Origin of the sequence: Stappia sp. 28M-7, from assembly GCF_014252955.1 — a bacterium.
In the GTDB taxonomy this organism is placed as follows: domain Bacteria; phylum Pseudomonadota; class Alphaproteobacteria; order Rhizobiales; family Stappiaceae; genus Stappia.
The window spans coordinates 3272457-3284795 of record NZ_JACMIA010000001.1 but is presented as its reverse complement, the minus strand read 5'-3'; the positions used below and the strand labels follow the sequence as shown (position 1 = coordinate 3284795).

At 67.1% G+C, this 12339-nt stretch carries 13 protein-coding genes; 3 read left to right on the top strand and 10 right to left on the bottom strand.

Going from position 1 to position 12339, the window contains the following annotated elements; all coding sequences use genetic code 11:
* Positions 1–38 precede the first annotated feature (38 nt).
* Positions 39–425, top strand: a complete 387-nt coding sequence (locus H7H34_RS14730; RefSeq protein ID WP_097173540.1) for an Ig-like domain-containing protein — start codon at positions 39–41, stop codon at positions 423–425.
* Positions 426–468: 43 nt separating this feature from the next.
* Here H7H34_RS14730 and H7H34_RS14725 read toward each other — a convergent pair whose 3' ends face one another.
* The 10 genes from H7H34_RS14725 to H7H34_RS14680 form a co-directional block, all read right to left on the bottom strand.
* Positions 469–1023, bottom strand: a complete 555-nt coding sequence (locus tag H7H34_RS14725) for a hypothetical protein (RefSeq protein WP_185925611.1) — start codon at positions 1021–1023, stop codon at positions 469–471.
* Positions 1007–1660: a lysophospholipid acyltransferase family protein gene (locus H7H34_RS14720; RefSeq protein WP_185925610.1), complete on the bottom strand. Its 654-nt coding sequence runs from the start codon at positions 1658–1660 to the stop codon at positions 1007–1009. Before H7H34_RS14720 ends, H7H34_RS14725 begins: the two co-directional genes overlap by 17 nt.
* Positions 1661–1667: 7 nt before the next feature.
* A complete protein-coding gene (locus H7H34_RS14715) occupies positions 1668–2612 on the bottom strand; it encodes a phosphatidate cytidylyltransferase (protein WP_209006231.1) in 945 nt (314 codons plus the stop codon).
* Positions 2609–3226: a CDP-alcohol phosphatidyltransferase family protein gene (locus H7H34_RS14710; protein ID WP_185925609.1), complete on the bottom strand. Its 618-nt coding sequence runs from the start codon at positions 3224–3226 to the stop codon at positions 2609–2611. The genes H7H34_RS14715 and H7H34_RS14710 overlap by 4 nt, the downstream gene beginning before the upstream one ends.
* Positions 3227–3356: 130 nt before the next feature.
* On the bottom strand, positions 3357–3848 hold the full coding sequence (locus tag H7H34_RS14705) for a hypothetical protein (RefSeq protein WP_208996605.1): 492 nt from the start codon (positions 3846–3848) through the stop codon (positions 3357–3359).
* A gap of 116 nt (positions 3849–3964) precedes the next feature.
* The gene (locus tag H7H34_RS14700; RefSeq protein ID WP_185925608.1) at positions 3965–5485 is read right to left on the bottom strand and encodes a coiled-coil domain-containing protein; all 1521 of its coding nucleotides are present in this window, start codon (positions 5483–5485) and stop codon (positions 3965–3967) included.
* A gap of 94 nt (positions 5486–5579) precedes the next feature.
* On the bottom strand, positions 5580–6518 hold the full coding sequence (locus H7H34_RS14695; RefSeq protein ID WP_185925607.1) for a DUF6384 family protein: 939 nt from the start codon (positions 6516–6518) through the stop codon (positions 5580–5582).
* 88 nt (positions 6519–6606) lie between these two features.
* Positions 6607–7788 carry a cell surface protein gene (locus tag H7H34_RS14690; RefSeq protein ID WP_120267292.1) on the bottom strand — a complete coding sequence of 394 codons (1182 nt, stop codon included), beginning with the start codon at positions 7786–7788 and terminating at the stop codon, positions 6607–6609.
* A gap of 156 nt (positions 7789–7944) precedes the next feature.
* The gene (locus tag H7H34_RS14685) at positions 7945–8919 is read right to left on the bottom strand and encodes a pseudouridine-5'-phosphate glycosidase (RefSeq protein WP_245165089.1); all 975 of its coding nucleotides are present in this window, start codon (positions 8917–8919) and stop codon (positions 7945–7947) included.
* A gap of 131 nt (positions 8920–9050) precedes the next feature.
* On the bottom strand, positions 9051–10010 hold the full coding sequence (locus H7H34_RS14680; RefSeq protein ID WP_185925606.1) for a PfkB family carbohydrate kinase: 960 nt from the start codon (positions 10008–10010) through the stop codon (positions 9051–9053).
* Positions 10011–10213: 203 nt separating this feature from the next.
* Here H7H34_RS14680 and H7H34_RS14675 point away from each other — a divergent pair, with 203 nt between their 5' ends.
* Both H7H34_RS14675 and recA read left to right on the top strand, forming a co-directional pair.
* A complete protein-coding gene (locus H7H34_RS14675) occupies positions 10214–10792 on the top strand; it encodes a histidine phosphatase family protein (RefSeq protein ID WP_185925605.1) in 579 nt (192 codons plus the stop codon).
* Positions 10793–11084: 292 nt separating this feature from the next.
* Positions 11085–12164, top strand: a complete 1080-nt coding sequence (recA, locus tag H7H34_RS14670) for a recombinase RecA (protein WP_120267295.1) — start codon at positions 11085–11087, stop codon at positions 12162–12164.
* Positions 12165–12339: the final 175 nt, after the last annotated feature.

Below are 12339 nucleotides of genomic sequence, written 5' to 3'. Positions count from 1 at the left end.
AGTCTTGCAAGTATTTTCGGGAATCGGGAGTGATTGACATGAAGACGACCGGATTTGTTTTTGCAGCGACGGTCCTTGCCGGCTGCATCTTCGCTTCGTCGGTGCATGCCGCCTGCACCGGATCCAACGGCCGGGGATGGGGGCGCGGCAACGGGGCCGGCAGCTTCCAGATGACGGCAGCCGACAAGTCGTGTCGGATCGGCTTTACCAATGTCATCAACGACCGGACGAAAACCAGCGTCCCGGCCAACAAGGTGTCGGTGACGCGTGCCCCGAAGAACGGCAAGGTGCAGGTCACCGGGAAGGGGCTCGTCTACACGCCGGCCAAGGGCTTCAAGGGGAGCGACTCGTTCTGCACGAAAAACACCACGCCCAAGGCCCCTGGTGTCGTGCTGTCGGGGTGCATCACCGTCGCCGTGCGCTGAGGTATACATGCAACCGGGCGATGCTTCGGTGCCGCCCGCTGCGCTACCAGCCCATCCCGGCAAAATAACCGAGATAGAACACCAGCCACGCGCCGGCGAGCATCCAGCGGCGCGTGGGCAGCGCAAGACCGCCGAGGAGCCTGGCAAAGACGAGCCAGCTCGCAAGGGCGGCGAGTGCGAACCGCAACAGCCGCGCCGGCAGGCTTGCCAGCAGCAAGGCCCAGAAGGGTACGCCGCTCGTTGCCGCTTCCACGGCGAAGATCTTGTAGGGCGCGCCGCTCAGGGAGCCGGCGATCATGCCCGAAAGCAGGCCTTGCTCGATCAGCCCCGCGACGCGCCCGACCAGCTCGGGAGAAATGCCCGGAACGCGCAGCAGGAGCGCCTGCGCGGCCTGCGGATCGGCGCTGGCGAAAGCATGGAGCAGTGCCCCGCCGGCCAGCGCGCCTGCCACCGCGGCAAGGGCGGCAAGGAGCGCCCGTTTCAACGAGACCTGCGCGATAAAGCTCAGCAGCACATCCGGCACGATGAAGAAGACCGTCGCCTCGGCAAGACCCCACAGGGCAGCGCCCGGCGTGGCGAGCCTACTCCCAGGACGCAAAGGTCTTCTCCGAGGAGAGCCCGGCAAAGCGCTGGGCCAGCGTCTCCATGAAGGCTGTGCGGTCGCCGGGCCAACGGATCGGCTCGCCGACGAAGATGTCGCAGAAGAACGGCACCAGCAGGAACGACCCCTTCGGCAGTGCCTTGCCGAGCCCGTGGGTGAAGACCGGCACGACGGGGGCGTGCGGGTTCTTCTCGGCAAGATGGGCAATGCCCTTCTTGAGGGCGACCATCTTCTCCGGCTCGCCCCGGCTGCCTTCGGGAAACAGGATCAGAATCTCGCCGGCGGCCAGCGCCGCATGGCACTCGGCCAGCGGGTCGGCGCCGGGCGCGCCGTCCTTGCGTTCGCCCGGTTTGCGGACGATCGGAATGATGCGCAGGATATTGAGCGAGAACCAGGCCATCGCCTTGTTGGCGAGGAAGTAGTCGGCGGCGGCGACCGGGCGCAGCAGATGCAGTTTCGACAGCGGCATCAGGCACATCAGCACCAATGTGTCGAGATGGCTGTTGTGGTTGGCAACGATCACCGCCGGCCCGCGTTCAGGCAGCCATTCGCGCCGGCGCACGTTCAGTCCGAGCACGAACAGCACGACGACTCGCGCTGCCAGGAAGAAGAGGATCTGCAGCCCTCGCGTCATGGCGTCCTCACGCGTGGAAGTAGCGCACGAAGTGGAAGAACAGCGGCGCGGTAAAGGTCAGGCTGTCGATCCGGTCCATGATGCCGCCATGCCCGGGGATCAGCGAGCCGGTGTCCTTGACGCCGAGATCGCGCTTCACGGCCGAGACGGTGACGTCGCCGACAAAGCCGGCGGCTGCGATCATCAGCCCGCTGGCCGCGGCCTGCTGCCAGTCGAAAGGCGCGACCAGCGGTGCGACGAGAACCGCCGCCACCGTCGTCGTGAGCAGGCCGCCGAGGAAGCCCTCCCAGGTCTTCTTCGGACTGACGACGGGGACGATGGGCTTTCTACCGAACAGGCGGCCCCAGGTGTACTGGGCGACGTCGTTGAACTGGGTCAGGAAGACCAGATAGAGCAACAGACCGGCGCCTGCCTGCGGATCCGTGTTGCCGATCACCGGCAGCACCAGCAGGAAGGCGGCATGGCTCAGCGAGAAGACGCAGAGCATGAGGCCCCAGTTGAGCGTGCCGATGGCCTTCAGGAAGCCCTCGGTCTGCTGCGTCATCAGCATGGAGAAGGGCAGGAACAGGAACATGTAAACCGGGATGAACACAGCGAACATGCCGTACCAGCCGTCGGCCACCCAGTAATACTGGACCGGGATCGACAGGTAGGCCCAGAACAGCACCCGCCTGTCGGCCCGGCGCGTCGGGATCATCGACAGGTATTCCTTGAAGGCGAGGAAGCTCACCAGCGCGAACAGCACGATGGAGAGTGTCGGGCTCAGCAGGAAGGCGGCGGTGAACAGGGCGATCATGCCCCACCAGCTCACCGTGCGGCTCACCAGTTCGGAGTGGTCGCGGGCGGGCTGCAAGCGCTTCAGCGCGAAGACGACGATGCTGGCAAGGATCAGGATCCCCCAGATGCCGGCGATGGCCAGATGCAGCGGCGTCATGTTGGTGATCAGGTTCACGGGCGGCCCTCCCGGACCTCGGCCAGCGCCTTGCGGGCGCGGTTGAAGATGGTGAGAGCGCCAGGAAGCAGCGCGATTGCCAGCACCCAGTTGGCGAAGGCCGGACCGATGAGGTCGATGCCGAGCAAAAGTCCGAGCGTGCCGAACAGGACGGCGCGGTCGCTCTTGCCGAGCGGCCCGTCATAGCGCCGCGAGGCGCCGATCTGGATGCCGACGACGCCGCTCATCTCGCTGATCACGGCCAGCAGGCACAGGCCGACGACGGCCATCGCCGAGACGCCGGGCACGAGTGCGAAGGGCAGGTAGAGCGCAAGGTCGGAAACCACGTCGCCGAGCTCGTTCAGCACGGCGCCCAGCGCCGATTGCTGGTGATGCTCGCGGGCCAGCATGCCGTCCATGGCATTGAGCGCCATGCGGGCAAAGAGAACGAGGGGCAGCAGGGCAAGGGGCAGGCCGGCTTCCGGCCACAAGACAATGGCAAGCCCGGCCATCACGGACAGGGCAAGGGCCGCAAGGGTCACCTGATTGGCGGTGATGCCGGCGGCCGCCATTCGGCGGAGCAGCGGGCGCAACAGGTCCTGAAAGCGGGATTTCAGATCGTAGACGGTGGCCATGGCGCTGCCGTTTGCAAGCGGGACGGGAAGGGCGATTCAACCCGACCGCGAGACAAGCGCGTTTTCGCCTCGCTTGCAACGCTGGAGGGAAGCGACTGGGTCGCTTCCCTTTCATTTGCCAGATTTTCCGTCAGATGCAGCGGGCGCCGGCCTCAGCCTTCGACTTCAGGCCGACCAGGCTGTCGCGCGGGTTGTATTGCGGCTGGGTCAGGGTAAAGACCTGCTCCAGCGCCGTGCCGGCATTGTTCACCACGGCGACATCCTGCACCACCAGCGTGTCGCAGCCGGTGCCCTGGAAGCGCACGCGGATGCGGAACTTGCGCGGGCCGTTGTCCGAGGGGCCGAACTCGCTGTCGAGAGCCGGGTTTTCTCCCGTCACCGTGCGCTCCAGAATCACCATGTTGGGCTGGTTCTGGGCAATCGGGGTGCCGCGCTCAGTGGCATTGGCAACGATGGTCTGGCGAACCGTCTCGGTGTTGGCCCGCACGGTGATCGACTGCGCTCCGGCCGGCACGGTCAACACTGCCTGCTGCGGTTCGACCGGGGCGGGCCCGCGGCGGCCGGACTGACAGGCGGTCAGGGCCGTGGCGGCAACGAGGACGAGGGTCAGGCGGAGCAGCATTGCGGCAATCCCCAAGAAGACTGTATGGGCCCGGACATGGGCAGGACATCCGGGCGGCACCTGGAAGGCGATGCTGCGCGGATCTTTCGCGCAAGCGCAAGCTTGCGACAGCGAAGTTAACAAAGACTGCGGATTACGGCATCCCGGCGAATGTGCCAAGGCGAGATCCGCGCGCTTGAAAGGGTCTGGTCGTGGCTCAGAACGTGTCGCCGGTCTTGAAGCCGCCGCCCCCGAAGGAGCCGCCGCCGCTGCCGAACCCGCCGCCCCGAAGGAGCCCCGTCCGAGCCGCCGCCCGATCCTCCCATGGAGCCGGGCAGGCCGATGCCGCCGGGAAAGCCGACACTGCCGCCATGGCGCTTGCGCCGCTTGCGCGACCTTTCGGCCTTGGCCCAGTAATCGGCGCCCGACAGGGCGCCCTTGGCCAGCTCGCCGAGCAGCACGCCGGTCAGGCTGTCATTGTCGAAGGTGGAATCCCAGGTGTCGTAGCGCTTCTGGCGGAACTGGCGCGTCACCTTGGCCAGTTCGTCGCGCCGGCGGCCGAGATCGCGCAGCGTGCGCTGGTCTTCCTCTGTCGCACGGTTCAGGATTTCGATACGGGCGTCGAGGTCCTGCAGGCGGCGGACGATCCGTTCGTCCTCGGTCGAAGACGTGGCAAGCGCCTCCTGCCACAGGGTCGTCAGTTCCTCTGAGCGCAGAGAGCGCAGCAAGGCCTCCTCGGCGGTGCGGAATTCGGAATCCTCGCCGGAGAGGTACGGCTGCTCGCGCTTGCTCAACTCCTCCAGCTCGGCTTCCAGCTTTTCCAGGGTTGCCGTCGTGTCCTCGATCTCGCGTTCGGCGGTCTCGATGATCGCGGCAAGGTCCTCGCCGGCAACTTCTGCGGCCGCCTGGCGCGACAGGACACCGAGCTTTGCGAGCTCGGCCTGCGCCTCGGCTTCCCGGTCGCTGGCATAGTCGCCGAGCCGCTGCGGGATCTCCACCAGCATCGCGTAGTTGGGGCGCGCATCGTCGTAACGCACGAGCCGCGCGACCCAGCGATCGAGCATGCGGATGAGGCCGGTCGAACGATAGGCGGAGGTGCCGAACCCGCGCTTCCACAGATAGATGAAGAGCGTGTCGTCCTCATAGGCCTTGCTCTTGGCCGCGCGGTCGTCCTGCGCCTGTCTGGCCTTCGAACGGGCTGCCTCGGCCGTGCGCTGCGCGGCCTCCGCCGCCTCGCGCTGGGCGGTATAGGCCGGATCGCCGGCGAGCTTCTCGTCGACGGCCTCAAGAATGCCGTCGAGCCGGTCGCTCGCCGCGTCGCGCTCGCGTGTCAGCCGGCGGCGCTGCTCGGTGAGGGCGGCGATGTCCCTCTTGAGGGCGTCGTGCTGAGCGCGCAGGGCCGACAGCGCCAGTTCGCGCTGCTCCAGCTGGCGGCGGGCTTCTGCCTCGTCCTTGTCGATGCGTTGACCGAAGATCTTGTCGCCGCCTTCGCGCAGGCGGAACCGGGCCAGGTCCCGGAACGCCTCCAGCTCGGCCGCGCGCAGATCGTTGATCTCGCGCATCGCATCATCGACGCGCCGCCGCAGAAGGTCTTCCTCCTGCCGGACTTCGCCGAGCGCCCTTTCGATCGAGCCGAGGGTCTGACGTCCGCTCACCATGCCCGCGTGCCCCTTGCCGTCTTGTGCGTGCGTGCCGGCCTCCCGCCGGTCCCTCCCTCAGATGTCGTCCGGCGCGAAGCCGTGCCGGTGAGAGCTACCATTGAGTGATCGCCCCCGTCTCCACCCGGGCCTGCCACTCGGGCTGCAGCTTGCCGCGTGCCTTGCTGCCAAGCACCGGGTTGCTGACGATGCCGTCCTCCTCCTTGTCCCGGCGCACCGCGTCGAAGGTCGATTGCGGCACCCGCTGGCCCCAGATGGTGACCCTCTTGCGGGCACCGTCCTCTTCCGAGGTCACTTCCTGTGGCACGACCGTTCCGTCCGGCGCCACCGCTTCGACGAGAAGGTAGTAGTTGCGCGCCGAGGTGTTGGCCTCCGGAATGCGGGTGACGCCGGTCGGCGTGCCCGGACGCGACACGATGCGGATGTCGTAGACCTGCAGCAGGCGCGCCTCCAGCGCCTTCAGGTCGGCCAGCGCCTTGCGGGCGGCGGCTGCATCGTTCGCGGCAAGGGCCGCCTGGCCGCTGGTGGCCAGCGTCGCCGCCTGCTCGCGGGCGGCGGTTTCCTCGCTCACCTCGCCGATCCGGCGCACCGTTGCGGCGATATCCGTCGGCAGGGTCTGCGTCAGCTCGATCCGCAGCGCCTCGGCGGCGCGTTCGCGCGGAACGGACACCAGGAAATGCCAGGCAAGCGCAGCGGCAACGGCCAGCAGCAAGAGAATCAGGAGCGCTTTCGCCCAGCGCATCCGCGTGACATAGATCAGCGCCAGCGTGCGCTGGAAGCCTGCGGCGGGCGGATTGTAGACGAAGCGGTTCTGCTTCAGGTTTTCAACGCCTTCGCGAAGAAGGCGGTCGGAAACCTCGATGCCCTGGCTCGTGTAGATCTCGCGCAGGCGCTGGATCATTGCAGCGTCGCGCTCGTCCGAGCTCAGTTCCTTCAGCGCGATGCGTTCGTCGTGGCGCAGCGTGTCGACCACGTCCATCGCCATCATCAGCTCATCGAGCGGTGCCCTGGTCGAGGCGGTGTCGGAGGCCATGCACTCGTTCCCCTGCGGCCCTGTGCGGCGGGACCGGCCCCGGATTTCCGCGGCCGGCCGTGATGGATGCCGTTCCCTTGCGGGTGGCTCAGGCGCCGATCATGTTGCCCTGCGCGGCGAGCTTTGCAAGACGACGCTTGCCGTCCTCCACCGCGTCGCGGATCTCCTCGGAGTTCTTCGTCGACATGGTGCGCATCTCGTTGATGATCTCGCGCGAGTTGACCTGGAAGTTGATGACCGAGTCCACCAGCTTCTTGACGGCTGCCGCCTGCACGGTCGGGCCGTAGCCGGCTTTCAGCGCGGCTTCCTGCACCGCATCGCCGATCTCCGCCAGGGTCTCCAGCGACTTCGACACGCCGTCCTTCATGGCGTTGAGCGCCTCGGTCGACTCATGCAGGCCATGCAGGCCGGTGAAGGAGGCGTTCAGCGCGGTCAGCACGGAATCGTTGGTGGAGAAGAAGCTGACCGACTGGGCGTAGACCCGCTCCTTGGCATTCGTGGTCTGCATCAGCCGCGCCATGATCACTTCCGACGTGTTGTAGCCGATGGTCAGGTTGTCGGAGAGGTCCTTGGAGATCTGGTAGCGCTTCTCTTCGTCCTGCATCGCGCGCATCTTCTCGTCGCGGGCGAATTCCAGGCGGGCCTTGGCCGCGGCATCGCCGCCGTCATGCGCCTCGACTTCCTTGTTGGAGGCCTCCAGCGCGGCCTTGGCGGCTTCCAGGCGGGCCGTTGCGGTGTTGAGCACCTCGAGCGCCAGCACCTCGGCCTGCTTCAGCGCGCCGCGGAAGTCGCGATAGGCCTCCAGGATGCGCTGTTCGCGCTCGATCTGGTCCTTGGTGTCGCGGGCGACGTCGAGATAGGTTTCCCTGATCTTGCCGAAGCGGTCGGAGATCGTGCCGCGGGTCATGTCGCGCCACTTGTTGGACAGGTTCTCCATGAAGGAGATCTTGCCGTCGGCCAGCTGGTCGACCATGCCCTTGGCGTCGTCGCGGATCGAGTTGAACGCCTCGGTGATCGCCTCGTAGCGCTCGCCGATGGACATGGCCTGGATCTCGTTGCGCACCACCTCGTTGAAGGTCTGGGCCTGACCCAGCGTGCGGGTGATCACCGCGATCTTGTCCGGAGACAGGTCGGAGATCTTTTCCAGCAGTGCGTTGATCGGCGCCTCGGCGGTGCCGTTGGGCATCAGGCCCATGTCGCGCAGGGCCGCCACCGCCTTGTCGAGATACTGCATCGGAGAAAGTCCGGTCTGAGCTGCTGCTTCCGCCATCTTAGCCTCTGTCTTCCTGTCTCGCCCTTGTTGCCGCCTGAAGGGCAGGCTGGGCAGGGCCGTATTGGACTCCGGCGACCGGTGCGGGCGGGAGGATCGTTCGGCGCCCCCCATTGGCTGCCGGTCGCAGCGAGTTAAGCATATAAAATGCGGCAGTTACACGTCAGAGGAGAGACGGCCTGCTCCGTTCCTGCCTCGCCGCGCGGCCAGCGCAACCGCGATTCCCGCTGCCAGCCTCGCATTGTTGCGGACCAGGGCGATATTCGTCACGAGGCTGCGCCCCTTGGTGAGCTCGTAGATCATCGCCAGGATGAAGGGCGTCACCGCCTTGCCGCTGACGCCGCGGGCTGCGGCTTCCGCCAGCGCCTGCTCGATGGCTGAGGAGATCTGCGAGGGGAGGATTTCGTCCGCTTCCGGCACCGGATTGGCGACCAGGACGCCGCCGTGGTCGCCGAAGCGGGTGCGCAGTTCCAGCAGGTCGGCTATCTCCTGCGCACTGTCCATGCGGTAGGGTGCGGCAAGGCCGCTGTCGCGCGACCAGAAGGCTGGGAAGGCGTCCTGCCCGTGGGCGATCACCGGCACGCCGCGCGTTTCCAGCACCTCCAGCGTCTTGGGCAGGTCGAGCAGCGCCTTGGCGCCGGCTGCCACCACGCAGACCGGGGTGCGGGCAAGTTCGTCGAGATCGGCGGAGATGTCGAAGCTCGTCTCTGCGCCGCGATGCACGCCGCCGATGCCGCCGGTAGCAAAGACCGCAATGCCGGCCGCATGGGCGGCCATCATCGTCGCGGCGACGGTGGTGGAGCCCGGTCGGCCGGTCGCCAGCGCAATGGCGAGATCGGCGCGCGAGCATTTCATCACGCCCTCGGCCTTGGCCAGCCGCTCCAGCGTGCCGTCGGAAAGGCCGACATGCAGCTTGCCGTCGAGAGCCGCGATCGTCGCCGGTACGGCGCCGCCGGCGCGGATGTCCGCCTCGACCAGCCGGGCGGTCTCGACATTCTTCGGCCAGGGCATGCCGTGGGTGATGATGGTCGATTCCAGGGCCACCACGGGGCGCCCCTCGGCCAGTGCCGCCGCGACGTCCTCGCCCAGCTGCAGAACCGGAGCCAGCCCGTTCATATCCTTGTCCAGCATGTCGAATTCGCTCCGTCCTGCCGTACCCTGCTGGGTGCGGACCGCCTTATAGGACCGCCGGCCCGTCGCTGTCGAGGCGCGCGGTCACCCCGTTTGCGCATGGCCGGGTGGCGGCTGCCGCGCATCCTTCCTTATCCTGCTTTCCAGTGGGTCGGTGCGATTGCCGGCCAGTTCAGTGCCTCGGCCACCGCGCCGGCGCATTCCAGCGTCAGCGCCGCTGCCCGCATGCCGGCCGCGACCGCCTGCGCAAGCGGCAAGCCGTGCTCCAGGCCCGCCAGCGTGCCGGCGATCAGCGCATCGCCTGTTCCGGTCACATCCACGATGCTCGGCGGAGGAGCAGCAGCGCCATCGCGTGTCGTCAGCGAGATCTCGTCGATGCCGGCGTGGGTCGCGAGAAGCACGGGGGCAGCGCCACGGGTCATCACCACGGCCCGCACGCCGGCCTTAACGAGTGCGCTTGCCGCCTTCACGCCGCTGTCGTCGGGTTCTTGCTGCTTCTCGTCCTGTTCGGTGTCGCGCCCGAGCAGGGCGGTGGCCTCCGCCCGGTTGCAGAACAGCAGGTCGAGCCGCGGCAGGATCGGAGCCAGCCGCGCGGCCTTGGCCCGCGAGACCGCGTCGGCCGCCAGCCTCCGCTCTCCGGCCGCTTTGGCCAGTTCCACCAGAAGCGGCTTCGGCAGGTTGGCATCGAGAAACCAGCAGCCGGCTCCCTCCTGCGCGCTGGTCAGCGGCAGCAGCGCGCCCGGCTCCAGCATCTCGGTGATGCGGGCATCGACGACGGCCGCCGCCAGCGTGCCGTCGGGATCGTGCAGGGCGAGATAGCGCCCGCTTGGCAGGTCGCTGCGGCGGATAGCTCCTGTCTCCACGCCTTCCGCCGCCAATTGCCTAAGCAGACCGTCGGCCTCCGCCTCGTGCCCCAGCCGGCCGGCCAGCGCGATGCGGCAGTCGAGCCGCGCCAACGCACGCGCCACATTGGTCGCGACGCCGCCGGGCCGTATGGCAAGCGCCGCCGGCGTCGAGGTTTCGCGCAGGATTCGGCGGTCCGCATGGGCGATCGTGTCGAGATGAATGGCGCCAAAGGCGGCAAGCGGCATGCGGGCAGGTCTCCGGCCTTTGTCCTTGCAACCGCTTATACCGGCTCGCGCAATGCGAGGGGAGGGGCTTTGCCGGCGTGCCGCCGCCGGCGACCGAGCGTGTGTCTCCGGCGTGCGTTGATTTTTCCGACCAGCAAGGGTAGCCGGGGCTCCTCTACGGTGCCTTTCGAGCGCCATGCCCCAACCGATGGCGGACCGATCCCTTGCAGCACCCGCGACTTGTCTTCATGCGCCATGGCGAAACCGAGTGGAACCTTGCCGGTCGCGCCCAGGGTCACCTGAACTCTTCGCTAACGCAGACGGGCCAGCGACAGGCCCAGCGGCTCGGCGAGATCCTGGCGCGGGAGCTGGGTTCGCCAGACGGCTTCGACCAGATGGCAAGCCCCATCGGCCGGGTGCAGGAGACGGTCGGCAACATCCGGCAGCATTTCGACCTCCGGCCGATCGCAACCGACCTGCTCAAGGAAATCGACCTGGGGGAGCTCAGCGGCCTCACCAAGCCCGAGATGATCGAGCGGTTTCCCGTGCATATGGCCGGCAAGCCGGACCACGACTGGTATTTCGGCGCGCCGGGCGGGGAAACCCTCGCCGACCTTCGCGAGCGGGCGAGCCGCTGGCTCGGCACGCTCTCGCGTCCGACCATCGCCGTGGCGCACGGCCAGATCGGCAAGGTCATCCGCGGCATTTGCCTCGGCCTCGACGATGCGCAGATCCTGCGTCTGAAAGAGCCGCAGGGCGTCGTGCATGTCATCGAGAACGGCGCGGAACAGACCTGGGTTTGAAGCCGTCCGACTGCTCCGCGGCGGGCTCGCCGGTTCGCCTGCCGGGTACGGCATATGTCCCGCTCGCGCCGCTGTGCGGGGCCGCGCGCACTCCCGTCGCCGGTGAGCGCAACCGATTCTCGGTGATCTGCAGTTGCCATTCGGGGCAGCTGTTTCATGAACAATAGCGGAACATGTTTTGAATATATGTTTTAATTCAGCATCTTATGCTCGATTGCGCAATGAGAACAAAAATGGTACAAAAGCGCAGTTTGAATCGCCGGGCGCGGCGTGAAATAAGGATGGCAGCCTCATGGCACAGAATTCACTCCGCTTGGTCGAAGGCATGCAGATGGACAAGAACAAGGCGCTCGACGCCGCCCTTTCACAGATCGAACGCGCCTTCGGCAAGGGCTCCATCATGAAGATGGGCCAGGGCCAGGTGGTCGAGGTCCAGACCGTGTCGACCGGCTCGCTCGGCCTCGACATTGCGCTGGGCATCGGCGGCCTGCCGCGCGGCCGCATCGTCGAGATCTACGGGCCGGAATCGTCGGGCAAGACGACGCTGGCCCTGCACACCGTTGCCGAGGCCCAGAAGAAGGGCGGCATCTGCGCCTTCATCGACGCGGAGCACGCGCTCGATCCGATCTATGCGCGCAAGCTCGGCGTCAATATCGACGACCTGCTGATCTCCCAGCCGGATGCCGGCGAGCAGGCGCTGGAAATTGCCGACACGCTGGTGCGCTCCGGCGCCATCGACGTGCTGGTGGTGGACTCGGTCGCCGCGCTGACGCCGAAGGCCGAGCTCGATGGCGAGATGGGCGACAGCCTGCCGGGCATGCAGGCGCGGTTGATGAGCCAGGCGCTGCGCAAGCTGACGGCCTCGATCTCGCGCTCCAAGTGCATGGTCATCTTCATCAACCAGATCCGCATGAAGATCGGCGTGATGTTCGGTTCGCCCGAGACGACGACCGGCGGCAACGCCCTTAAGTTCTACGCCTCCGTGCGCCTCGACATCCGCCGCATCGGCGCGATCAAGGACCGCGATGAGGTGGTCGGCAACCAGACCCGCGTCAAGGTGGTGAAGAACAAGCTGGCTCCTCCTTTCCGTCAGGTCGAGTTCGACATCATCTATGGCGAGGGCGTGTCGAAGATGGGCGAGCTCATCGATCTCGGCGTCAAGGGCGGCATCGTCGAGAAGTCGGGCGCCTGGTTCTCCTACAACAGCCAGCGGCTGGGTCAGGGCCGGGAGAACGCCAAGCAGTTCCTGCGCGACAATCCGGAGGCGGCCGAAGAGATCGAGCTGGCGATCCGGCAGAATGCCGGCCTGATCGCGGAGCGGATCACCGATCCCTTCTCGGAAACCGAGGACGACGGCTCCGCCGACGAGTAAGACCCAGCTGCAGCCGCCCCATCGGGCGGCTGTTTGCTTTTGGGCAGGTGTGTGCGAGGGGGCTTGCGGCAACCGGGCAGCGTCCGCCGTGAACGTCGAGCGGCGGCGGCTTGCAGGGCCGGCTTGCGATTTGCCCGGTTTTGCGGGTGCAAGAGGCTGTTGCAGGCAAGGCGCG